Below are 23,060 nucleotides of genomic sequence, written 5' to 3'. Positions count from 1 at the left end.
AGCTATTAAAATGTTCTTGACGAACTTTGACCTATTAAAAATTATAATATGGTAACGAAGAAAATAAATCTGGGAAGCGAAGGTTTGGTTGTACCGATTGTAGGTCTGGGCTGTATGGGTATGACAGGTTTTGAAGAGGGAAATATGTATGGAGAGGCAGACGAGCAAGAAGCTATCGCCACGATTCACCGATCGCTCGAATTAGGTGGCAATTTTTTAGATACGGCCGATCTGTACGGACCCTTCGAAAATGAGCGGTTGATTGCTAAAGCAATAGATGGTAATAGGAATAAATATATTATCGCGACAAAATTTGGCTGGGAAATAGATGATAACAACAAAGTGACCTGGGCTATTAATGGCAAAAAAGAATATGTGAAAAAGGCGGTGGAACGTTCGCTAAAAAATCTGAACACCGAGTATATTGATTTGTACTATATGCACCGACTTGATAAAAATACGCCTATCGAAGAAACTGTTGAGGCAATGAGCGAACTGGTGAAGGAAGGAAAGGTGGGCTATCTCGGACTGTCAGAGGTATCATCAGAAACAGTAAAAAGAGCGCACGCGGTTCACCCGATTACGGCGGTACAAAGTGAATATTCTTTATTTGAACGTACTGCAGAAGAACGCGGCATATTGAACACTTTGAACGAGCTTGGGATAGGCTTTGTTGCTTACTCCCCATTGGGACGTGGTTTTTTATCCGGACAGATCCGAACCATAGACGACTTACCGGAAAATGATTTTCGTCGGGCAATTCCCCGTTTTCAGGAAGGTCATTTTTACAAGAACTTGGACTTGGTTAAGGCAATTGAGGCAATGGCCGAAGAGAAAAAAATAACCCCATCACAGCTGGCTCTGGCTTGGATTATAAACAAGGGCATCTTACCGATTCCGGGCACCAAACGAAGAAAATATGTAGAGCAAAATATAGCGGCTGCCGGAATTGAACTAAGCGAAGCTGATCTGTCGAAACTCGAGAGCATTGTGCCCTTGGGAACGGATACCGGTGATCCATACGATGAGTTTAGTATGGGACTTATTGATTAAGCCTTGAAATGTTTAAATTAGCATATGAACGCCATTAAATCAGTCTCAGAATTCCATCGGTTGCTCTCTTTGCCCGAGCCTCGCCATCCATTGGTTAGTGTGATTAACCTCGCCGAAAGTGTTTTCCTGCAGGATGAAGTATGGAAAGGTTTTGTGAATAGATTCTATTGTGTTGCCCTCAAAAGGGAAGCCAAGGGTAAAATACGATATGGTCAGCAGCATTATGACTACGACAAGGGTGTTCTGAGCTTCACTGCACCTAATCAGGTTCAGTACTTAGACCTTGAGGATGTAGAATGCGGATCAGGCTACCTGCTTATTTTTCATCCCGACTTTCTGCTGGCTCATCCTTTGGCAAGCAATATCAACCGTTACAGTTTTTTCTCTTACGCTGTAAATGAGGCGTTGCATCTTTCTGCTGAAGAAGAAAATGATCTAATTACAATATTGACCAAGATCGATAAGGAATGTCTTCATATTGATAAATATACGCAGGAAATTATCCTATCGCAAATTGAGTTGTTACTTAATTATTCCAATCGATTTTACGAGCGGCAGTTTATTACCCGGAAAAACCACAATCATCAACTGCTTGCCAAGTTTGAACGGCTTGTTGATGGGTATTTTAATGGCAGCGCGACAACGCAACCGGAACTTTTAACGGTACAACGCATGGCCGAACTGATGAACCTGTCTCCAAACTACCTGAGCGATCTACTGCGCATGCATACTGGGCAGAATACACAGCAGCATATACATCAACGGTTGATTGAAAAGGCGAAGGAAAAGTTGTTGACTACCAATTTATCGATAAGCGAAATTGCTTATACATTGGGCTTTGAACACGCACAATCGTTCAGTACGCTATTTAAGAAGAAAACCAGTTTGTCACCAATTGAATTCCGGCAGGCATTTAACGGATAATTAAGATGCGCCTGCAGCCATCAAACTACTTAGAAGTGACGGGGCATATGATCCGAAGGAACATGAATTTGGACCTCGGACGCTGAAGATGTCCCTGGAAAAACAAGAATGGTACTGACTACGTTCTATAGGAGCCGAGGGTTTATCCGGCACGGGTTATCAAAAGCAGGTAATCAATTAGATATAAGGCAATGGCATTATTTGACGATACGGAGATGTTTACTACCGGTGCTTCTGAAAGAAGGACGTTTGATCTGCCGGATATGGATCTGACGCTGTACGGGGGTTTCATCCCGAAAGAAGAGGCTGATCATTATTACTCGACGTTACTGCATACTACGCCGTGGCAGCAGTACCAAATGCCGATGTACGACAAGATTGTTACTGCGCCCCGTATGATAGCCTGGTACGGAGAAAAAGACCTAGCTGGAAAGGATGCCCTTCCCTGGACGCCGGAATTAACTAGCTTGCGAAAAAAGGTCGAGGAAGAAACAGGCATTGCGTTCAACGCAGTCCTCTTAAATCTGTATCGGAGTGGTAGTGACAGCGTGGCTTGGCACTCCGACAAGGAACACCGTACCGGCAAAAATCCAAGCATAGCCTCCGTTACTTTCGGACAAACGCGTCCTTTCAAGTTTCGTCATAAAACCAAAAAAGAAGTCCCACAGCTGGAAATCCCGTTGCACCATGGCGCATTGCTCCTGATCTCAGGATCCACATATACGTTCTGGGAACATCAAGTACCGAAATCCGCAAAGCAACTACTGCCGAGGATTAACCTGACCTTCCGAAAGCTTAAACCGGCCTAAGACCAGAAAGGTCTTAGGCAAAGAACAGCGTCCTCGGGTGCGTCTTTTGCTTTTTTGTAACATACGCCACCACAAAACAGAATGACAAAATCTTGATCCAATGGAGCACTTGTTAATATGTGTTAAATATACACTTAACAGGAACAAAAAGCATCCAATTCTCGTTATATTTGTACTTCATAATTAGGTTTATAATTGGTTAGTTAGTTAAAATCCTGAAGCTCCCCGCTTCAGGATTTTTTGTTCAGTACTGAACACCTGCTGTTCGCCGGCGGACAGCAGAAAATCCCCCTAGAAAACACAAATACCTCTAAAACAGCACATTGATCACTTTGGCAACCGGCTTGCATTCCTTTTGGCATGAACAAACAAATACACATATGCATTCACCGATTTTTTTACCACAGTTACCGAGAAATATAAGAGGTTGGTCTAATCGTTATTCGGTAAATAAGTCTGCCGCCATACCTTTGAAGTATCAAATAAGAAATAGAAAAAATATTATACATAACACATTAAAAACTACAGATATGAAAACGACATTGAAAACTATCGCAGCGGCATTGATCATGGCAACATCGCTAAGCTCTTTTGCTTCGGAGAAGGCCAACCCTTTGAAAGACGTGGAATCGGACATGATTCTGAATACGTACCTGGAAGCGGTGACTGTGGGTGCCACCGACCTGAACAAATTCCTTTTTGCAGATGATTTCCAGTACCGCAACTTGAGCAACAACGACCGTGCGGGCAAAAAAGAATACATCAAGTTCCTGAAGGCTAACAAAGGCACCCAATATGACTGCAAGGGCAGCTACGAAATACTATCGCAGAATGGAAAGGTGTGCGTGGCCAAGGCAACGATGGCATTCGAGAATTTTACCCGCGTAGATTATATTACGCTGAACCAGGGAAAAGACGGATGGAAGGTAAGCAAAGTGGAAACCACCTATCCGCAATAGACTTTAGACTTTTGTTTAGTGGGGACATGTTGTGAAATATTTCCCGATGTTTAGTTTAGTTAGCAAAGCCTGCGGTTGCAGGCTTTGATTTTTTTTCTTCATCTCGTTTTGGTAAGAAGAGTCAAATGTAAAAGAGGGTTTATGACTTAAAAACGGAAACTCCAAGAGAACGATCCGGAATTGAAGAAATTCTGAAAATCTATTTCGGGATTACACAGAAAACATTAGCTAGGATAAGACGATTTCGATTTAGATCAAAAAATGGATATATCGTTTTTGGCTTTTTTCAATATTTGCTCAGCTTTCAGTCTTATGTCTTGAGGCAATAACCTGAAATTCGTGTCTTTCGCTTCGCGGTACTGATCTTCTGACTGAAACGGTATCCAAGCGGTTATTTTTGATTTTGAAAACTTATCCCCTCCCAAGCGCGTATACACAATCACTTTCAAAGGCTTGGCGTCTAGTCCATCTGACTCTTCAAAATAAGTCAGGTAAAACTCAGGAAAGCCATCGTTATTGGCGTCTTCGATTTCACACGAGTTAATAAGGTATTTGGGCTGTGCCAAACCTGCAGCAAAATCGTTAAAGGCTATCTGCGGAAGGATACCGCCATGATCTTCCAAAAAGATACCAGCGTGTAAATCTTTTGGGTTGTCATCATAATAAGCGGAGTTTTTGGCCTTACTTTCATTGAGAAACCACACGTAGCTCCCGTGTTTAGGGACAAAAGTTTTGACAATCATCACTGGATTACCTGGTAGTGGATTGCCAAGGTCCTCTATGATCTCGGTGAATTTTTTATCTGAAGAAAAATAAATTCCGGTCTGTAGCTGTGCAAAAGATGGTACGCTTATCATAAAGGCAGCAACCAGTATTAATGTTCTAAAAATCATGGCTATCGTGCTTGTGTAATTGGCGTCAATGCTATCTAGCGAACTTGGTTGACAGAACGATCTATTCCTTTCTCGGTGCTTGCGACCCATTTTTGGTACTTGATCAGTTCGGACTTCAGCCGGCCGAGGGCGTAGCCAATAATCGCAATATCGTCTACCCACCCTAAAACCGGTACGACATCAGGAATGGTATCAAGCGGAGAGATAACATACACGATAGTCGCTACGATAATCCCAAGGTTTAGGCTTCCTATTTTGTAACGGCCTTTAACCGAATCGTTAGCCATTGCTAAAATAAGTTTAAATTCCGCTCTTCTATCGGATAGATGTTCCGTTAAATTATCGGCATCGGCTATGTCTTTCTCCGTAAGGCTATATGTTTTGAAAACTTTGAAAAGTGCCACCGCTTTTCCCAAATACTTCAGTTTTTGCAATACCATTGATCGAATAAATTTATTAACACGAATTCCATAAGACCAAATTTCGATCCACTTTTTTAGCTCTGCCATCTTTACATGCCTGTAGGCTATTTAAGTTCAAAAACGGCCCTTCGGTCACGAATGACGTCGACCTGAGCGAATGTTCTTTCGCAGCCTACTTTCCTTCCGAAGACGTTTTGCTGCTGGAATGCGGCCACACAATGGATGTAAGCCTAGACCTGAAATCAGGACAGAGGACGAACGAGATTGGGAACCTGAGCCTTGCAACCACATCGTCTTCGGGAAAATACAGGCTGAACAAGGTTTTTTGAGGGGCAGGAATGTTTTTATCATTTCATCCAGGAAAAGAAAAATGGTGGCTATAAAAAGATTGCGGAGCTAAATGATATTTTTGACAAGAAAACCGACAATGGCTTTGTGGGGCGATATTACCAAACGCTAGCCATCTGGGTGGATACAAACGATTTACAAGGTTGCGACTGGGCAAAACAGATCTGCTGGTTTTTAGCGAATCATTGCATACAAGGCGAACCCTCTGTTAATAAGTGTTAAATACACACTTAATAGTAGCGAAATACAAGCATTTGTTGTTATATTTGTATTTCATAATTAGGTTTATAATTGGTTAGTTAGTTAAGATCCTGAGGCTCCCCGCCTCAGGATTTTTTTTGTTATTATTTCAGCTCCTAAGAAACTGTATATGCACTTTCGACACTCGTTAAATAAAAAATCTCTATCGATATTTGGTTGGTAATGATTTATGAAATAGTAACCTCTCTTGCGTCATTAATTTCATTTCCTGCCTTATGCGAAGTCGGTTAAAATTGAACACACGTAGAATTGTATTATAATAAACGACGTATGATAACAAAAGCAACTCAAATAACAGTTCTGGTCAGGGATGTAGAAGAAGCGAAAAAATTTTATGCGGAAAAACTAGGGTTCAGCGTATGTACAGACAAGATGTTTTCTCCAGACTGGCGCTACCTTACGGTTGCTCCGCAACAAGACAACGCCACGGTTTTTGAACTTGTTAAAGCTGAAACTCCCGAACAGCAGAAGCTAGTTGGCAATCAATCAGGAGGACAAATCTTTATCATGTTTCAATCTAACGATATCGAAGGCGATTATATAGCGATGAAAGAAGAAGGTGTCGTCTTCCACGGAACGCCAGGGATGGTACCGGGAGGCAAAGGGGTTGGTTTCGAAGACTTGTATGGAAATCAACTTGATTTATATCAGCCGGAATGAAATAAAACGAAATTTTAATCGAGCACTTTCCGATGACTGAAAATTGCCATAATAGATTTTTTGGAAAATGTCTTAGATTAATAATGAATATTATTATCTTAGCTCACGACTACTAATGGAGTGATCCGACTTGAAATCTTGTAATACTTCGTATGATATTAACTAACTTCCTTAATTTGAAATTAACAACAACTATATTGGTCGTATTGACACTTTTTATGCTGTCAAGTTGTTCTAAAACAACGGAAACCGAGACCATAGCGCATAATAACATCAAATTAAACGTCCGGGTTCTCGGAATTGCCGATATGAAGATCAATCAATCGGTCAAATCAAAAGCTAGCAATAGCAGCCAGGGTGCTTCCCAGGAACCGGAGCTCATTTCGGAGAAAATTGTGTCATTCCCGTCCTTTGACACGCAGCTTTCGCTGCGACAGGCGGATACCGATAATCGGCATTCCGTAGGGGGATCCCGCATGTCGGGCAGAGGAGCTACTGAAGGCAAGCGATCCGCCGCTATGGAGGGTGGTATTACTTATCGATTATGGATTTACGATGAGGATGACGCTTTGGTGAGTTCGACTCAACTAACTGCTGACGGTCCTAGCGAGATAACGCTCCCAAGTGGTGAAACGTACAGTTGGTGTGCAGTGTCTTACCACAACTCCGACCCTATTCCCGAAGTAGATAGCAATAATCCTGTATTGAATGTTCCGGAAAACACAGACCTATTATACGCCTCTGGTATTATAGAGGCTCCTGTCCAAACGCCCGGAGAAAACTTGTCTGTAGGAATCGTTTTTGCACATAAATATGCCCGTATAGCCCTAGAGTTAAACACCATGGGCATGTTTGGAAATATGAACAATGTGGGACTAACTATATCGGGCGCCGCGGGAACAAAAGCCAGCATAAATTTAAAAGATGGATCATTATCTAACATTTCATCTGACCCCGCCACAATAAGCTTTGACGATTTTCAAGATGTCGACCCTCTTCATGCCGATCGCAAGATAGCCTATGTATATACGGCTGTAGAGAGTTCAATGGATTTAAAGGTAAATATCAACGCGTTAGATATTCAGTTGGGTAATGGTACAAATCGTGTATTTTCCAATCTCGCGGAAAATCCCGCTGTATTCGAATTCAGCTTTACACCCCAAATAGGCGCAAGTTATACAGCAACCATGAATTTCATTGAATCCTTTTTGCTTGTCAATTCGGTCAGGTTTGCTCGCACCAACCTTTACTACCACGGCGGGCATAACCCCTACCGTTTTCTTCCCACAAATGAACATACAGACGCGAGCAATACCTATTTTGCTTTCCGTGGAGTTCTTCCCGGTCATTACGGAAACAGCTTAACCAGCGGGGATCCTTGCGGATTGGTTTATCCCGAAGGCAGCTGGAAAACCCCCGGGTTTAACGACTTCTCTATGATTACTCCTGTATATCCGGTTGAAACCTATAAAACCGAAAATGGACTGGGTTATTTTGAGTACGAAGATACTCAAGGGACGGGTGCTCCCTATCCGAGTGACAAATTGCGTCTTAACTTCAATGGGTATGGTACTGCAGTAGGCGATGAAACGAATGGACTAATTGTTTTTGATCTGAACGACACATATGGAAGAAGCGCAAGCCTCTGGACGACATCTTCAGGCGGTTTTAACGGACTGGGTGTATACTATTACAATGGTGCTTTGACGAGTGGAGATAATGTTAACAGAGAATTGATTGACTATCAGGGAACAGGCTATGTGCAAACTACTTTTAAGAATATACGGTGTATTCGCACGAGGTAATTAAATCTTATAAAATAATTTGATCGATGAAACAAGATAAAAAAATGATATACGAAACACCAACTATTGAATTGGTTGAAGTCGAAATGGAAAATGGTGTTGCTGGGGGTTCGGCAGCAGGTCAACCTCAAATTAACGACTGGCAGGACGGGGGATCGGACGTAAACAACGTGGATTTTTAATGGTGGTTTTTTCCATTGTTAATGAAGTAGAAGTGAATTAGGTTTGTTAGTCTTCGTATACCCATAACGCCCTACTATACCGTGAGAACATAGATAGGAACAAATTATGATAAGAAGATTTGTTATATATATGTTGATCATGGCGACAGTTACTATAACGTATGCCCAGACTGGGCTTCAGGAAGGCAACTTATTTATCTTACCTAAAGATAAAGACCACATTCCGTCAATATTTGGGAAGAAGAACAGATAAAAGAGATCCAGTCGTTGAAGATCTCCCCTCACGCCATTGATGCTAACGATTAGAAAATGAGGGTGGTTATTGTAGATACAGTAAAATACAGCATACGTCTATACAATTTCCCCCCGTTTCAAACGGGTAAAGGCATGATATAGACATCATCTTCACCACACGCATTAGGGACTATCGGGTATATGTCTCCATTGGAAACTAGGTCCTTATACGAAAAATAAGTAACTTTGAACATCTCAAATAGTTTATATGCATCCACTTTTCCAATATATAAACAGATATGCCATAATTTCCGAAGGAGATTTTAGCGTTTTTGTAGACCACTTTACTGAGAAAAAGATTAGAAAAAAACAACTTCTGCTTCAGGAAGGGACCGTATGCGAACACATGGCCTTTATTGTCAAAGGCTCCTTGCGTAAATACTATATTGACGAAAAAGGTGTTGACCATACCGTTGATTTATATATCGAAAACTGGTGGGCAGGTGACAGGGAAAGCTTTGTTAAACTCACTCCCAGTGTGTATAATATAGACGCGTGGCAAGACTGTGAACTGCTTCTTATTTCGAGAGAAAATACATTAAAATTGCGTAATCAATGCCCTGCTTTTAATGAATTGTTATTGAAATTGGATGAACACAATACGATTGCAACGCAAAGAAGAATCACTTCTTCGATTAGTGCTACAGCGAAAAAACGCTATGAAGACTTTGTTGATTGTCATCCCTATTTTATCCAGCGTTTTCCTCAACACATCATCGCTTCCTACTTGGGTATTACAAAAGACACGCTAAGCCGAGTGCGTAAAAAAGCGCTTAGAAGGTAACGCTGTCTTTACTCCCCCTTTCTCTAATTTCGCTGCTCTCTGTGCTTTTATAGGCATTTGTCTACGTTTTCTTTTCTGCCTTTAATATAGCTTTGCTGTTAGAACAGACAATCCATTTATATGCATCCACTATTTCATTATATTAATAAATATACTATAATTTCCGAAGATGACTTTAAAGTCTTCTTAGGCCATTTTACGCAGAAAAAAATAAGAAAAAAGCATTTTTTATTGGAAGAAGGCGAGATAGCTAAACATATGGCCTTCATCGTAAAGGGAGCTATGCGTCAGTACTATATAGATGAGAAAGGTGTTGAACATATCGTTAATTTATATGTTGAAAACTATTGGGCAGTTGATCGGGAGAGCTTTGTATTTTGCACCCCCAGTATTTATACTATAGATGCGTGGGAAAACTGTGAAGTACTGCTGATATCAAGGGAAAATACATTAAAACTGCGTAATCAATGTCGTGCCTTTAATGAATTGTTATTAACGCTTGATGAACTTAATACCATTGCTACACAAAAAAGAATTACCTATTCAATTAGTTTTACAGCGGAAATACGTTACAAACACTTTGTCGACAATTATCCATATTTTGTTGATCGTTTTCCCCAACACATCATTGCCTCCTATTTAGGCATTACAAAAGACACACTAAGCCGGGTGCGTAAAAAGATACTTAAAAAGTAACCTTTTCGGAGAACGACGGATAAAAATTAGAGTCGACTGATTTTATAGATATTTGTCTACGTTTTTTCTTTTCCATTTGATGCACCTTTGAAGTATTAACTTTTAAATCAAAAAGAAAATGGAAAAATCACCGAAAATTGGTCTTCAAGGTCTACTTCGTCCGGAAGACAGTATTGTAGTGCTAATCGATCACCAACCGTTTCAAGTTGCCAATTTGCATAGCCATGAACCTACAATGATTATTAACAATACAGTAGGGCTTGCTAAAGCTACAAAGATATTTAATGTACCAACTATTCTTACCACCGTTACGGAAGAACGAGGAGGCTTAATTATTAAAGGCATTCAAGACGTTTTCCCAGAACAAAAACCTATTAACAGAACATTCATCAATACTTGGGAAGATCCTGCAGTTACTGATATCGTAAAAGAAAGCGGTCGCAAGCAATTGGTTCTAGCCGGGCTGTGGACAGAAATTTGTGTTGCAATGCCTGCAATTCAAGCTATGGGAGAAGGTTATGAAGTATTTGTGGTTACAGATGCATGTGGCAGTGTAAGCGCTGAAGCTCATGATATGGCTGTCCGTAGAATGGTTCAGGTAGGTATCGTGCCAATCAATTGGTTGGCTGTAGTTTCAGAATGGCAACGCGATTGGGCTCGTACCGAAACAGCATCTCAATTGGGTCCTCTCCTATTTGAACATGGCGGAGGAAGCGGTGTTGCTTTAGCCTGGGAATTGCAGTTACTTGCTACTACTCCTCCGCAACACTAATTGGAAGTCTGGATTTTTAGTATATATTGCTATTCGATATAAATTAAATACAATTCAAGCGTAATCCGGAAGTATATGCGGATGTGTGGTTAAAGAAAGCGACATAGAAATCAGGTGATGTATGATATATATTAGAAAGACCGATAAAAGGATTCAGAGGTTTAATCATTTCAGAAATTGAAGTTGAGGCTAATATCTCAACCGAGTCCAATGTATAAAACACATACTCTTCTTAAAGGAAGTGATAAAACTTCAATTATAAATCAATAAAGAATTTAATATGGCTCATTTGCCCGAATTGATACAAGACATGGCACTGATACTTCTGGTAGGTGCATTGGTGACTATTCTTTTTAAACGAATCAAGCAACCCTTAGTGCTGGGCTATATCATTGCCGGTTTTTTGGTCGGTCCGCATTTCGATTACCTACCCACTATTGTAGACCACGAAAACATAGAGACTTTTGCCGAGATTGGTGTTATCCTGCTATTATTCAGCTTAGGTTTGGAATTCAGTTTCAAAAAGCTGGTGAAAGTAGGCGGTTCAGCGTCCACTACGGCAGTGGTCGAAATTATATTTGTGGGTCTAGGTGGGTATCTTACAGGATATTTACTGGGTTGGAACCAGATGGACAGCCTCTTTCTCGCAGGAATGTTGGCAAGCTCTTCCACGACTATTATTCTAAAAGCGTTTGATGAACTGGGGTTAAAATCAAGGCAGTTTGCCAAAGTGGTTTTTGGCGTATTGGTAGTAGAAGATATTATTGTTATACTCTTAATGGTTCTACTTTCTACCGTGGCCATAACACAACAATTTCAAGGCTCCGAAATACTGTTTACCATACTGAAGCTTGGTTTTTTTATGGTTTTATGGTTTCTGGTAGGAATTTATCTGCTCCCTGTATTTATAAAAAAGACCAAAAAATGGATGGATGACGAAACAGTTCTTATCCTTTCAATAGGGCTCTGTTTTGGTATGGTGTTGCTGGCTACACAGGTTGGTTTTTCTGCTGAATTAGGCGCTTTTGTTATGGGGTCTTTAATTGCCGAAACGGTATTGGCAGAGAAAATTGAACATCTAACACTTCCGATTAAACAACTTTTCGGCACTATATTCTTTGTTTCAGTGGGTATGATGATTGATCCGCAGGCTATGTATACTTATGCTGGGCCTATATTCGCCATCACGCTGCTCACTATTGTTGGCAAATTTTTCTTTAGCGGACTAGGAGCTTTGATCTCCGGACAAACTTTAAAACAATCGATACAAATCGGTTCCAGTATGGCGCAGATTGGCGAGTTTGCGTTTATCGTTGCGGCTCTCGGGTTGTCACTTGGTGTTATTTCGGAATTTCTGTTTCCTATAGCCGTAGGCGTTTCGGCAATTACCACATTCACGACTCCATACTTCATAAAACTTGCAGAACCATTGTATGCTGCTATTATAAAAATTCTTCCTGATAAATGGATAGCGCGTTTGGACGCCTATACTTCCGAAACGCAGAAAAATAAAAATAACCCTCTCTGGAAAAAAATGTTGCAAGAATACAACAGAATCCTTGTCATTAATAGTATTATACTTGTTGCCATTGCTCTGCTCTTTAAATATATATTTATTCCGTTTTTGAGTACGCAGATAGAAAGCTCACTCTGGCGAAATGTACTACTCATTAGTGCGGCAACGTTACTGGCATCGCCTTTCCTATGGGCTATCCTTAATAAAAACATCACGATAAAAGAAGGTAACAAAACCGTGAATCCGTATTACCTGAATTATTCGCTGACTGGCATTTTTCTACATGCCATCAGGTTTCTTGTAGGTATTGTCCTTATCGGTTTTTTCATTGACCAGATTACAACAACCAGATATGCATTGGTAATCGCTGTTCCTTTAATTGCGGCATTGCTTTGGTTTTTCTCCGCCAAGATTCAGAAAATTCATCAACGAATCGAACAGCAGTTTATATCGAATCTGAACGAAAGGGAACAGCTGGAATATATCCGAAATAGAGGCACTATTGAGCTACAGAAAAAAAATAAGGAAGCAAATAAACATTTTCAGGAATGGAATGCGTATGTCGCAGAATTGGAGGCAAGCGATACGATTTCCTTTGCTGGAATGTCTTTATACGAGCTTAACTGGAAAGAGAAATTCGGGATCAATATTGTGTATATACGTAGAAACGACAGAACCATTCATCTACCCAATGGCAAACAACGGGTATTACCGAATGATAAAGTAGGTGTTTTGGGAACGGAGGAACAGATTTCTCAGTTAAAATTTGTTTTCAGTCAAAAAGACGCGACAAAAGAGAACGAAGAAGATATTGATATCAATGATATACAGCTTATTAAAATTCGACTCGCCGAAGCCAATCCGTATTGTAATAAAACAATAAAAGGCTCTGGTATTCAAAACGATTTGCATAGCCATGTGGTAGGTATTGAAAGAAACGAAGGTCGTATCCTGAACCCTGGTTCGTCAGAAATGATATTAGCTAATGATATTATATGGCTCGTAGGAGATACACATAAAATAAAAACGTGTTTAAAAAATTATCAGGAGAACTTTATGGAAGTATAAGTAATCCGCCCTCTTAAATACCGAAAAGCTTATGTATTCAAATATTTTAAACAATGTATCGAAATTCATTACGCTAACGGAAGCAGAACAATCGTTGTTTACAAGTATGTTGGATTTTAGGACTATACCTAAAAAAACAACGATGCTTCGCGAAGGTGAAATATGTCAGTTTGAGGGTTATATACAAAAAGGGTGTGTGCGTGTTTATTATATCAACGAAAATGGATGCGAAGTTACTTTGTCTTTTGCCGTAGAAGATTGGTGGGTAAGTGATGTCAGTTCATTTTACGAAAAAAGACCGTCTGATTTTTTTATAGAGACATTGGAAGATACGGATATATATATGTTCTCTCTGGATAACAAAGAGAGATTATTAGCTGAGATCCCAAAATTTGAAAGAATATTTCGTTTACTGGTACAACGAAACTTATCTGCCATACAAAACAGATTAGTCAAAACAATTTCAAAACCTGCAACGGAACGATACCTCGAATTTATCAAAAGGTATCCGTCACTTCCAATACGTGTACCACAATATTACATCGCGTCTTATCTTGGTGTCTCGCCCGAATTCGTAAGTACGATACGGAAGAGACTATCATCTAAATAATGTCTTAATGCAATACGAAATAATTATGAAGTGAACGAGGTGCACAAAGTGTTCGAAGTATCGTGCAGGTGATTTAAGTCATTTCTTAAACTAGTTAAATGAAAAGAAAATTTAGTTGTTGCAACTTTACAGTATAATAAATAACCAAAAACAATGAACAAAACAGAAGCTTTAAAACAAGCACTCGCTTGGGACAGAAATAATCGTAATTAAAACTTAAAAAAAATGGCAAAATCAAATTGGACAATAGACCCCTCACACTCTGAAATAGGATTCAAGGTAAAACATATGATGTTTACCAATGTTTCAGGAAAATTCAACGACTTTCAGGCAACGATTACAAACGAAGACGACAAGTTTGAAACTTCACAAATCGCATTTTCAGCACAGGTAGATTCCATTGATACAAACAATGTAGATCGTGATACCCATCTCAAAAGTCCTGATTTTTTTGATGCGGAGAACTTCCCTATTATTTCTTTTAAATCAACCGGTATCAATAAGCTTAATGAAAATGTATTTGAAGTTTCAGGAGATCTCACCATCAAAAATGTAACCAAGAACATAACCTTGGAAGTAGTATACAGCGGATTAATGAAAGATCCTTGGGGGAACACAAAAGCCGGGGTTTCCTTATCTGGAAAAATTAACCGAAAAGAGTTTGGACTAACTTGGAATGCTTCTCTTGAAGCCGGGGGGGTATTGGTAGGAGAAGATACCAAACTAGCTGCAGAAGTTCAGTTAATCAGAGAATAATTAATAACAATTTAAATTAATATAAAAATGAAAAAAGTTATCCTATCTGTTGTATTAGGTTTGGTCTCAATTGCCACATTCGCTCAAAAGCCAAGCCCTGAATTATTAAGTCCAACCAACCATTCATTACTATTGATTGATCACGAAGGACAAATGGCATTTGCAACGCACAGCATCTCTACAACTGAGCTAAGAAATAATACGGCACTTGTGGCCGGAGCTTCTAAAATATTCAAAGTTCCCACTGTGGTTACTACCGTTGCTGAAAAATCGTTTAGCGGGCCGGTATTCCCTGAAATTCAGGAATTTTATCCTGAAGCTACATCTGGTTATGTTGACAGAACTACCATGAATACATGGGAAGATATCAATGCTCATAAAGCCATCACAGGTAAAGGTAAAAAGAAAATCGTAATGGCTGGTTTATGGACCAGCGTTTGTATTGTAGGCCCCGTTCTTTCTGCTATCAGTGAAGGATATGATGTTTATGTAATTACCGATGCTTCGGGAGATGTGACAAAAGAAGCACACGACCAAGCTGTAACTCGCATGGTTCAGGAAGGAGCAAAGCCTATCACTTCTTTGCAATATTTATTGGAATTACAGAGAGATTGGGCGCGTCAGGAAACATACAAACCGGTTAATGACTTGGTCGTAAAATATGGTGGCGCATATGGAATCGGGGTTCAATATGCTCGGGAAATGTTGAAGCACTAAAAAGTATTGTAATAACCTAAAGACAGGATTATAATGTCCTGTCTTTTATTAAATAAATTGTGAGGTATGAAAATTATCAACAATATAATATTAAGTGCTATCCTGTCGGGCGTATCGTTGGTATATGCACAGAAAGCAGATATAATTATTACTAACGGGAAGATTTCCACGCTGGATACAGAGAACAATGAAGTGCAGGCAGTGGCCATCTCCGGTAATAAAATTCTGCAAACAGGAACCAATGCACAAATCCTAAAAATGAAAGGTAGCAAGACCACTATGATTGATGCCGACGGAAGCCGTGTAATTCCCGGATTGTTTGACAGCCATATGCACGTGATTCGTGGAGGCCGCTTTTATAATACTGAATTGCGCTGGGATGGGGTCACATCACTAAAAAGGGCTCTTCAAATGCTAAAAGAACAGGCACAACGTACACCTGAGGGACAATGGGTACGGGTTGTTGGCGGGTGGAATGAGTACCAATTTGAAGAGAAAAGACTTCCTACGCTTGAGGAAATCAATGAGGCTACCGGAGATGTACCAGCTTTCATTCTCTACTTATATGGAAAGGCATGGTTAAATAAAGCTGGTCTGGATAAATTGGATATTACAGGTGACACACCGAATCCACCGGAGGGATTGATACAAAAAGACAGTAAAGGAGATCCGACTGGATTATTGGTTGCCGAGCCTAATGCATTCATCTTATATTCTACGTTAGCTAAGTTACCGAACCTTAATAGAGAGGAAGAAATAAATTCCACCATCCAGTTTATGAGTGAAATGAATCGGCTCGGGGTAACCGGTGTGATGGATGCCGGCGGTGGTTTTCAAAACTTTCCTGACGATTACAGTATAACAGACGAGTTGAACGAGCAGGGAAAAATTACTGTTCGTTTACCTTATTTTTTATTTGCACAAAAAAAGGGTTCTGAATACGAGGATTATGCGCGATGGATCGGTATGGTTGAACTGCATGCGGAAAAACCAACTAATAAAATAGATTATCGTGTAGAGGGTGGCGGGGAAAATCTTGTTGGAGATGCAGCTGATTTTGAGAATTTTTTATTTCCCAGACCAGAGCTGTCCCCCGTTATGGAGTTTCAATTGAAAAGAGTGATTAAATTATTAGTGAGCAATCGTTGGCCTTTCCGCTTACACGCCACCTACAATGAAAGCATCAGTCGATTTCTAGACGTTATCGAAGCAGTCAATCAAGAAACACCTCTGAATGGTTTGACCTGGTTCTTTGACCATGCTGAAACGGTAAGTGAAGAAAATATGCAACGGATCAAGGCTCTTGGTGGCGGCATTGCGATCCAGCATCGAATGGCCTATCAGGGAGAAAGTTTTGTGCATCGTTACGGTAAAAAACCGGCATGGACTTCCCCTCCTGTGAAACGAATGTTGGAGTTGGGAATTCCACTAGGGTTAGGAACCGACGGAACACGTGTAGCTTCCTACAATTTGTGGGTGGCTCTTTATTGGATTACTACAGGCAAAACCATTGGGGGAAGCCAAATAATGGCACAGGAAAACACATTAGACAGAACAACTGCTTTACGATTGGCGACACATAAGGGATATGAGTTGATCAAAGAAGAGAAGAAAGGTAAAATAGAACAAGGATATCATGCCGATTTGGTGATTCTGGACAAAGATTATTTTGCAGTTTCAGAGGAAGAAATAAAAAAGATTACAAGTAAATTAACCGTTGTAGACGGCAAGGTAGTATATGGGGACGAAGATTTTCAAGCCGTTTCACCGGCACCGCTTGAAGTAATTCCTTCATGGTCACCTGTGAAATACTTCGGAGGCTATCAGAAAAAATAGCTATCCTATTAAATCTCTAAAGCAATGAAAAAAATTATCCACACTATTACCAATCCTAGTCCATCTGCTGCGCTTTATCATACAGATTTATTGGGTTTCTGGGTATTGTTGTCGGAAGAAATGGCTTATGCACATGGCCTTAAAAACTAGGTATAGGTGTAGTAAAAGCAGAATAGGCGTGAAAGATGCCTCCTTTATGTGTAGTTTATCGTATTTGGTGATTTTATTTTTAGGTGCGGGAAGATATTCATTCGACCATTATCTCTTTAAGAGGTTCAGCAGATGAAGCTATATCTTATCGCACTGGTGGGGATGTTGTTTATAACGCAATTCGCTACGGGACAAAACTTTAAACTAATGCGTTTTGATGAAGATTATTTAGGGTTGAAAGATAGTACGAAAACTCTTTATAATAAGATAAAATATATCCAACTTTCAGGAAACAACCAAGTTTATCTTTCGCTTGGAGGGGAAGCCCGGGGAGAATTAAATTATGCAATAAATGAAGACTGGGGAGAAATAAACGTGGGCCGAGATATTTTTTTCCTTCAGCGGTATCATCTTCATGCGGATCTGCATATAGGTGAGCGGATTCGCATTTTCGGGCAATTACGCAGCGGTTTGGAAGACGGTCGAAAGACTGGCCCCCGTCGCATTGATGAAGATAAACTCAATGTACAAAACCTTTTTGTAGATTTTGTAGCTTATAAAACAGTAGGCAAATCACTGACACTTCGATTGGGGAGACAAGAGCTCCGATACGGCAGTGGTCGTTTGATAGATGTAAGAGAAGGGCCTAACCTTCGTCTGTACTTTGACGGCACAAAAATCGTTTATAAATCACCGAACCTAAAGGTTGATGCCTTTGTCATGGCAGACGCTGTTGTGAATACTGGTGTTTTCGATAATACTTCTACCCGTAAACCTAATCTGTGGGGGATTTACAATACTTACACTTTTCCAAAAAATGGGGACTTTGATATTTATTACATTGGTATCAACCGTAAAAATGCTCGATTTGATGCAGATGTTGCAGATGAATTGCGGCATACTCTTGGTGCACGATTTTGGAGAAACGGGGTTGGATTTGTTTACAATTTCGAAACCGGTTATCAGTTTGGAACATTTGGTTCAGACAATATCAGTGCTTTGGCAATTTCTTCCGAAATCGGTTATGTGTTTAAGCATGCTACGGGGTTGCCAGCCGTAAAGTTGAGGAGCGATTATATTTCGGGCAATAAAAGCCAAAATGATGGTCAACTCGGAACCTTTAATGCTATGTATCCAAATGGCGGATATTTCGGTATGAATCCCCAAGCAGGTCCGGCAAATTTAATATCTATTCATCCTAATCTAATCTGGAATCCTGCTAAAAATTTAACATTAGCATTGGAGTTGGTTTTTAATTGGCGTAATTCTTTGGAAGATGGTGTCTATGGTCCAAGTGGTTCATTAAGATTATTATCATCCGGCTCAAAAGAAAGATACATTGGCACCGCATATATGACGACCTTTTCGTGGAATATAAATAATTTTATAAGTTATAATGCTGGCATGCAATACTTTAAAACAGGTAGTTTTATCAATGACGTAATCCCAATGCACGAAGACGGCTTCTTTGTAGGATCTACAATAGGGATTAAATTTTAATGGTATTGTAAAAAATGCTAATATAATGCCATCCGGTAGCTACTCGAGTCCTGGATACACCAAAGAGTTTTTAAGACCGGGTTCAGGCTCCATATGTTCATACAAAAAGCGTCTATTAGTTTCGAGGAACTCCTTAGGACATGCATCGTGAAGATTATGTCTCCCCCCTATCTCTTGATTATAGAAATTCCGAAAGAAAGATAGGATAGCTGAGTGTTGTCGGTATTAACAAATCCACGATGTCGCTCTTCAAAATCATGAAAAAACTATTTATCGATTTAATATTGTTTATACAATATGCTGTCCACAAATCGCCCTATGCCATAATGCGTCGGAACGAGGATATGTCTATTGTTAGGGAGGTATTGTGTATGAGATGAACTCTTGTTAATAAGTGTTAAATATACACTTAGTAGAAACGAAAAGCATGCTTTTATCGTTATATTTGTACTTCATAATTAGGTTTATAATTGGTTAGTTAGTTAAAAATCCTGAGGCTCCCCGCTTCAGGATTTTTTTGTTGTTATCTCAGCTTGTCTATTTACTTTACCGTAAAAAATCAAATAAAATTTGCGCAACTAAATAATTGCTAATATATTTGCAACCATATAGTAGCACAAAATAAAGATGAAAACACGAAGAGACGTATTTCAAGCCATAGCAGACCCTACAAGAAGAGCAATAATTATGCTTCTGACGGCGGGGGCATTGACACCTAATGCCATTGCTGGGCATTTCAACTCAAGCAGACAAGCGGTATCGAAACACTTACATATTCTTTCCGAATGTGAAATTGTTAGACAAGAACAGCGTGGCAGAGAAATTCACTACCATTTAAATGCCGATAAAATGAAGGAAATAGAGAAATGGTTGGAACAGTTTAAACAACTGCTTACCAAACGATTCAACCAACTTGACAATGTATTGGAACAACTTAAATTAAAAAGAAAATGAACAAAGCAATTTTATTCAACTTCAATGTTGACAAGACAAACAATCAAATCCAGGTAGAGCGTTCGTTCAATGCGCCAGTCGGCTTAGTATGGTCGGCGTGGACAGAAGCTGAAATCCTCGACCAATGGTGGGCTCCCAAACCGTGGACAGCGCAAACCAAATCAATGGATTTTAGAGAAGGTGGTCATTGGCTTTATGCTATGGTAAGCCCCGAAGGAGAAAAACATTGGGCAAAAGTCGATTACATCAAAATCGCTCAACAACAATATTTTTCAGCACTTGACGGATTTTGTGATGAAAATGGAAGCCTCAACACTTCACTCCCACGAAATAAATGGGAAAATAATTTTCAAGACAAGGGAGACGAAACCATTGTCAATGTTCTGTTAAGCTTCGACTCTTTAGAAGACCTTGAGAAGGTTATTGAAATGGGCTTCAAGGAGGGATTTACTGCAGGCCTTGAAAACCTTGACCAATACATAGAGTCACAATTCAGATTACGTAAACAGAATAAAACAAACAATATGGCACGAGTATCAAGCTATCTTAACTTCCCGGGCAATACGGAAGAAGCATTTAACTTTTACAAAAACGTTTTCAAATCAGAGTTTATTAATGGCATTCAGCGATTTGAAGAGGTCCCCGCTGACCCCAGTCAACCACCTATGGCCGAATCAGTAAAAAAGATGGTTCTCCATGTAGAGTTACCTATTCTTGGTGGACATGTCCTTATGGGAACAGATGCCCCCAAAGAATTTGGAATGACTGTAAATAAAGGCAATAATATGCACATTAACCTGGAACCCGAATCAAGGGAAGAAGCAAAACGACTGTTTGACGAACTATCCGAAGGTGGTAAGGTGGAAATGCCGATTCAGGATATGTTTTGGGGAGCCTATTACGGAAGCTGTCAGGATAAATATGGCATCAATTGGATGATTAACTTTCAAAGCAAATAATTGTGAACACTCAAATTGGGTGATGGTAGCTGCGTCTGTTTTGGAAAAAGCGCGTCGCCCGCTAGTTGCAAATAATCTTAACTTAAAGAATATGTCATTTCAAGCTTATATAGACAACATTAAAAAGAAGACAGGTAAATCACCAGAGGACTTCAGAAAATTGGCTGAAGAAAAAGGATTTCTGCTAAACGGAGAACTGACCGTAAAGGCGACTCAAATTACTGATTGGTTAAAAGAAGAATTTGAGTTGGGACACGGACACGCAATGGCGATTTATGCGTCACTCAAAGGAAAAACGGCGTAAAAAAAATCCTCGACTGTTCTAAAAAATCCTCGAAACATCTTTCGGGGATTTCTTTTTAGAGAAGCTTTTTTGGATACAGATAAGGAGTCATGAAGCTGTTTGAGATGGCTGCAATAAGTTTTGCTTCTAACTTTAAAATTTTGCTCTCCATAACTGCTTTTTTATATTTGATCCTGCTAAAAGTATAAAATTATCTTCAAATCCCCTCATGAAACCGGAAGCTGTGACAGGCGTTTTGTGCCGCTGACAAAACAGCATGCCGAAGTCTGCATTTTTGTCGTACAATGTGCAGTCATGACAGCTAAAACGGCTTATGCAAGATCTATTTGGCGAAAGGAATGCCGATAGGAGTTATCGAAGTTTAAAAAAGTCATCCGTTTGTCAATATGTGTTGATTGGACACTAAGTACTGCAAATGGTATGCGAATTGATATAATATTGGTACTTCATAATTTAGGTTTATAATTGGTTAGTTAGTTAAAATCCTGAGGTTCCCCGCCTCAGGATTTTTTTATGACGCGTATTTTCATTACCTTTTTTGCCGATATATGCTAGCAAAAAGGCGAAGAAGTCATACTACCGACGGTACTTTTGTATTTATGCGTAGATTATTTGTTAATATATGTTAAAGTAATGTTATGCACAGAAGAAGGGCACATGAATTGATTGTATTTTAGTAATTCATAATTTAGGTTAATAATTGGTTAGTTAGTAAAAATCCTGAGGCTCCCCGCTTCAGGATTTTTTTCTAGTGCTGGATTACAAGGTATCCAAGAATTCGATGTAAAGTGGCACGCTCTCTTCAATTCGCTCAGCCGTTGCTTTGTATTCCATACCGTAATAAGCAAAAAAAGGCTGATAATCTGCTCGAACATATTCCCAGGTCAATTCAAATGGGCGGGTCAACTCTTTTAGGGTGTATTTATATTTTTCGTCTGCCGCATATTCGTGTTCTTCGACACCGGCGGACATGGCCAAAGCTATTTTCTTTCCTGAAACCTGATAACCGCTTGTGCTGCCGTATGCCCATCCATAAATTAATACCTCATCAATCCACTTTTTTAAAAGTGGTGGACAGCTGTGCCAGTAGACCGGGAATTGAAAAACAATTTTCTCATATTGTTTTAGTAGCTTTTGTTCGGCTAATACATCAACCTTCTCATCCGGATAAAGCTTGTAAAGTTGATGGACGGTGTATTTTTCTGGTGCTTTTTCCAGTTCTTCAACCCATCTTTTATTAATCTTAGAATTTTCTATTTCGGGATGTGTAACAACAATTAATGTTTTCATTTTGCTAAAGTTTTAGATCTAACAAGACAAAATTAAGGCTAATACATTTATTTTTGTATCCTGGCAACGAATTGTATGGTACTATAAAAAATGTAAGTAATGTCTGGAATCAAGGAAACATCTACTAATTACGCAAATAAACAAGCTTTGGCCGACGAATGTGCGGAAGTATATGCTGCAAACATAATTGGAGGTCAATGGTCCCTGGTTATCTGTTCTTGGCTATTGAACGGCAAACTCCGTTTCGGCGAACTTAGGCAGTTACTACCTAACATAACAGAACGTATGCTTACGCTGCAATTGCGCAAACTCGAAGCTAGTCATATCGTGAAAAGAACGGTTTATGCAGAGGTTCCTCCGCGGGTTGAATACGAATTGACGGCCATCGGTTATGAGCTCAAGCCCATCATTAAGAGGCTTGAAGAATGGGGTGAAAAACACAAACTAATGGCTACTAGGACCTTAACCGACAACGAATAGCGAAGGAATATCGAAATCGTAATAGCATTCGTTTATCTTTATATATTGTCAAGGATAT

At 39.7% G+C, this 23,060-nt stretch carries 24 protein-coding genes; 21 read left to right on the top strand and 3 right to left on the bottom strand.

All coding sequences use genetic code 11. The annotated features are described in order from the left end of the window. Positions 1-48 precede the first annotated feature (48 nt). The 4 genes from C5745_RS09695 to C5745_RS09680 all read left to right on the top strand — a co-directional run bounded on the left by C5745_RS09695 (position 49) and on the right by C5745_RS09680 (position 3,745). Positions 49-1,053, top strand: coding sequence for an aldo/keto reductase (locus C5745_RS09695; RefSeq protein ID WP_105716801.1), 1,005 nt, complete (start codon positions 49-51; stop codon positions 1,051-1,053). A 24-nt stretch (positions 1,054-1,077) separates the two neighbouring features. Further along, positions 1,078-1,977, top strand: a complete 900-nt coding sequence (locus C5745_RS09690; protein WP_105716800.1) for a helix-turn-helix domain-containing protein — start codon at positions 1,078-1,080, stop codon at positions 1,975-1,977. A gap of 191 nt (positions 1,978-2,168) precedes the next feature. After that, positions 2,169-2,786, top strand: coding sequence for an alpha-ketoglutarate-dependent dioxygenase AlkB family protein (locus C5745_RS09685; RefSeq protein ID WP_105716799.1), 618 nt, complete (start codon positions 2,169-2,171; stop codon positions 2,784-2,786). 530 nt (positions 2,787-3,316) lie between these two features. After that, the gene (locus tag C5745_RS09680; RefSeq protein ID WP_105716923.1) at positions 3,317-3,745 is read left to right on the top strand and encodes a nuclear transport factor 2 family protein; all 429 of its coding nucleotides are present in this window, start codon (positions 3,317-3,319) and stop codon (positions 3,743-3,745) included. Between the two features lie 254 nt (positions 3,746-3,999). On the opposite strand, the gene C5745_RS09675 is transcribed toward C5745_RS09680, so the two are convergent. Next, positions 4,000-4,638: a hypothetical protein gene (locus C5745_RS09675; RefSeq protein WP_105716798.1), complete on the bottom strand. Its 639-nt coding sequence runs from the start codon at positions 4,636-4,638 to the stop codon at positions 4,000-4,002. A 35-nt stretch (positions 4,639-4,673) separates the two neighbouring features. Next, complete coding sequence (locus C5745_RS09670) at positions 4,674-5,147, bottom strand: YkvA family protein (RefSeq protein ID WP_105716797.1); 474 nt, start codon at positions 5,145-5,147, stop codon at positions 4,674-4,676. A 792-nt stretch (positions 5,148-5,939) separates the two neighbouring features. On the opposite strand from C5745_RS09670, the gene C5745_RS09665 reads away from it, so the two are divergent. The 16 genes from C5745_RS09665 to C5745_RS09600 all read left to right on the top strand — a co-directional run bounded on the left by C5745_RS09665 (position 5,940) and on the right by C5745_RS09600 (position 21,232). Beyond that, positions 5,940-6,329 (top strand): VOC family protein, encoded by a 390-nt coding sequence (locus tag C5745_RS09665; protein WP_105716796.1) that lies wholly within the window; start codon positions 5,940-5,942, stop codon positions 6,327-6,329. 176 nt (positions 6,330-6,505) lie between these two features. Further along, complete coding sequence (locus C5745_RS09660) at positions 6,506-8,134, top strand: hypothetical protein (protein ID WP_133166332.1); 1,629 nt, start codon at positions 6,506-6,508, stop codon at positions 8,132-8,134. A gap of 26 nt (positions 8,135-8,160) precedes the next feature. Then, entirely contained in the window at positions 8,161-8,316 is a 156-nt protein-coding gene (locus tag C5745_RS20210; protein WP_165793053.1) for a hypothetical protein, read from the top strand. A gap of 502 nt (positions 8,317-8,818) precedes the next feature. Then, positions 8,819-9,394, top strand: coding sequence for a Crp/Fnr family transcriptional regulator (locus tag C5745_RS09655; RefSeq protein WP_105716794.1), 576 nt, complete (start codon positions 8,819-8,821; stop codon positions 9,392-9,394). 120 nt (positions 9,395-9,514) lie between these two features. Continuing rightward, a complete protein-coding gene (locus C5745_RS09650; protein WP_105716793.1) occupies positions 9,515-10,090 on the top strand; it encodes a Crp/Fnr family transcriptional regulator in 576 nt (191 codons plus the stop codon). Between the two features lie 118 nt (positions 10,091-10,208). After that, a complete protein-coding gene (locus C5745_RS09645; RefSeq protein ID WP_105716792.1) occupies positions 10,209-10,862 on the top strand; it encodes a hydrolase in 654 nt (217 codons plus the stop codon). Between the two features lie 280 nt (positions 10,863-11,142). Further along, positions 11,143-13,446, top strand: coding sequence for a cation:proton antiporter domain-containing protein (locus tag C5745_RS09640; RefSeq protein WP_105716791.1), 2,304 nt, complete (start codon positions 11,143-11,145; stop codon positions 13,444-13,446). A gap of 31 nt (positions 13,447-13,477) precedes the next feature. Next, on the top strand, positions 13,478-14,056 hold the full coding sequence (locus tag C5745_RS09635; RefSeq protein ID WP_105716790.1) for a Crp/Fnr family transcriptional regulator: 579 nt from the start codon (positions 13,478-13,480) through the stop codon (positions 14,054-14,056). 225 nt (positions 14,057-14,281) lie between these two features. Further along, positions 14,282-14,812 (top strand): YceI family protein, encoded by a 531-nt coding sequence (locus C5745_RS09630; protein WP_105716789.1) that lies wholly within the window; start codon positions 14,282-14,284, stop codon positions 14,810-14,812. Positions 14,813-14,839: 27 nt separating this feature from the next. Then, the gene (locus tag C5745_RS09625) at positions 14,840-15,529 is read left to right on the top strand and encodes a hydrolase (protein WP_105716788.1); all 690 of its coding nucleotides are present in this window, start codon (positions 14,840-14,842) and stop codon (positions 15,527-15,529) included. Between the two features lie 66 nt (positions 15,530-15,595). Continuing rightward, complete coding sequence (locus tag C5745_RS09620) at positions 15,596-17,365, top strand: amidohydrolase (RefSeq protein WP_105716787.1); 1,770 nt, start codon at positions 15,596-15,598, stop codon at positions 17,363-17,365. A gap of 24 nt (positions 17,366-17,389) precedes the next feature. After that, on the top strand, positions 17,390-17,515 hold the full coding sequence (locus C5745_RS20735; protein WP_262508123.1) for a hypothetical protein: 126 nt from the start codon (positions 17,390-17,392) through the stop codon (positions 17,513-17,515). A 132-nt stretch (positions 17,516-17,647) separates the two neighbouring features. Continuing rightward, positions 17,648-19,015: an alginate export family protein gene (locus C5745_RS09615; protein ID WP_105716786.1), complete on the top strand. Its 1,368-nt coding sequence runs from the start codon at positions 17,648-17,650 to the stop codon at positions 19,013-19,015. Between the two features lie 627 nt (positions 19,016-19,642). Beyond that, positions 19,643-19,969, top strand: coding sequence for an ArsR/SmtB family transcription factor (locus C5745_RS09610; RefSeq protein ID WP_105716785.1), 327 nt, complete (start codon positions 19,643-19,645; stop codon positions 19,967-19,969). Beyond that, a complete protein-coding gene (locus C5745_RS20610) occupies positions 19,966-20,928 on the top strand; it encodes an SRPBCC domain-containing protein (RefSeq protein ID WP_105716784.1) in 963 nt (320 codons plus the stop codon). Before C5745_RS09610 ends, C5745_RS20610 begins: the two co-directional genes overlap by 4 nt. A 91-nt stretch (positions 20,929-21,019) precedes the next feature. Next, a complete protein-coding gene (locus C5745_RS09600; RefSeq protein WP_105716922.1) occupies positions 21,020-21,232 on the top strand; it encodes a DUF4287 domain-containing protein in 213 nt (70 codons plus the stop codon). 759 nt (positions 21,233-21,991) lie between these two features. Here the strand turns inward: C5745_RS09600 and C5745_RS09595 are convergent. After that, positions 21,992-22,522 (bottom strand): NAD(P)H-dependent oxidoreductase, encoded by a 531-nt coding sequence (locus C5745_RS09595; RefSeq protein WP_105716783.1) that lies wholly within the window; start codon positions 22,520-22,522, stop codon positions 21,992-21,994. Between the two features lie 99 nt (positions 22,523-22,621). On the opposite strand from C5745_RS09595, the gene C5745_RS09590 reads away from it, so the two are divergent. Next, positions 22,622-23,002: a winged helix-turn-helix transcriptional regulator gene (locus tag C5745_RS09590; protein ID WP_105716782.1), complete on the top strand. Its 381-nt coding sequence runs from the start codon at positions 22,622-22,624 to the stop codon at positions 23,000-23,002. Positions 23,003-23,060: the final 58 nt, after the last annotated feature.

It is taken from the genome of Sphingobacterium haloxyli (assembly GCF_002980525.1).
Lineage (GTDB): Bacteria > Bacteroidota > Bacteroidia > Sphingobacteriales > Sphingobacteriaceae > Sphingobacterium > Sphingobacterium haloxyli.
This window is presented reverse-complemented; position numbering and strand designations above follow the sequence as displayed.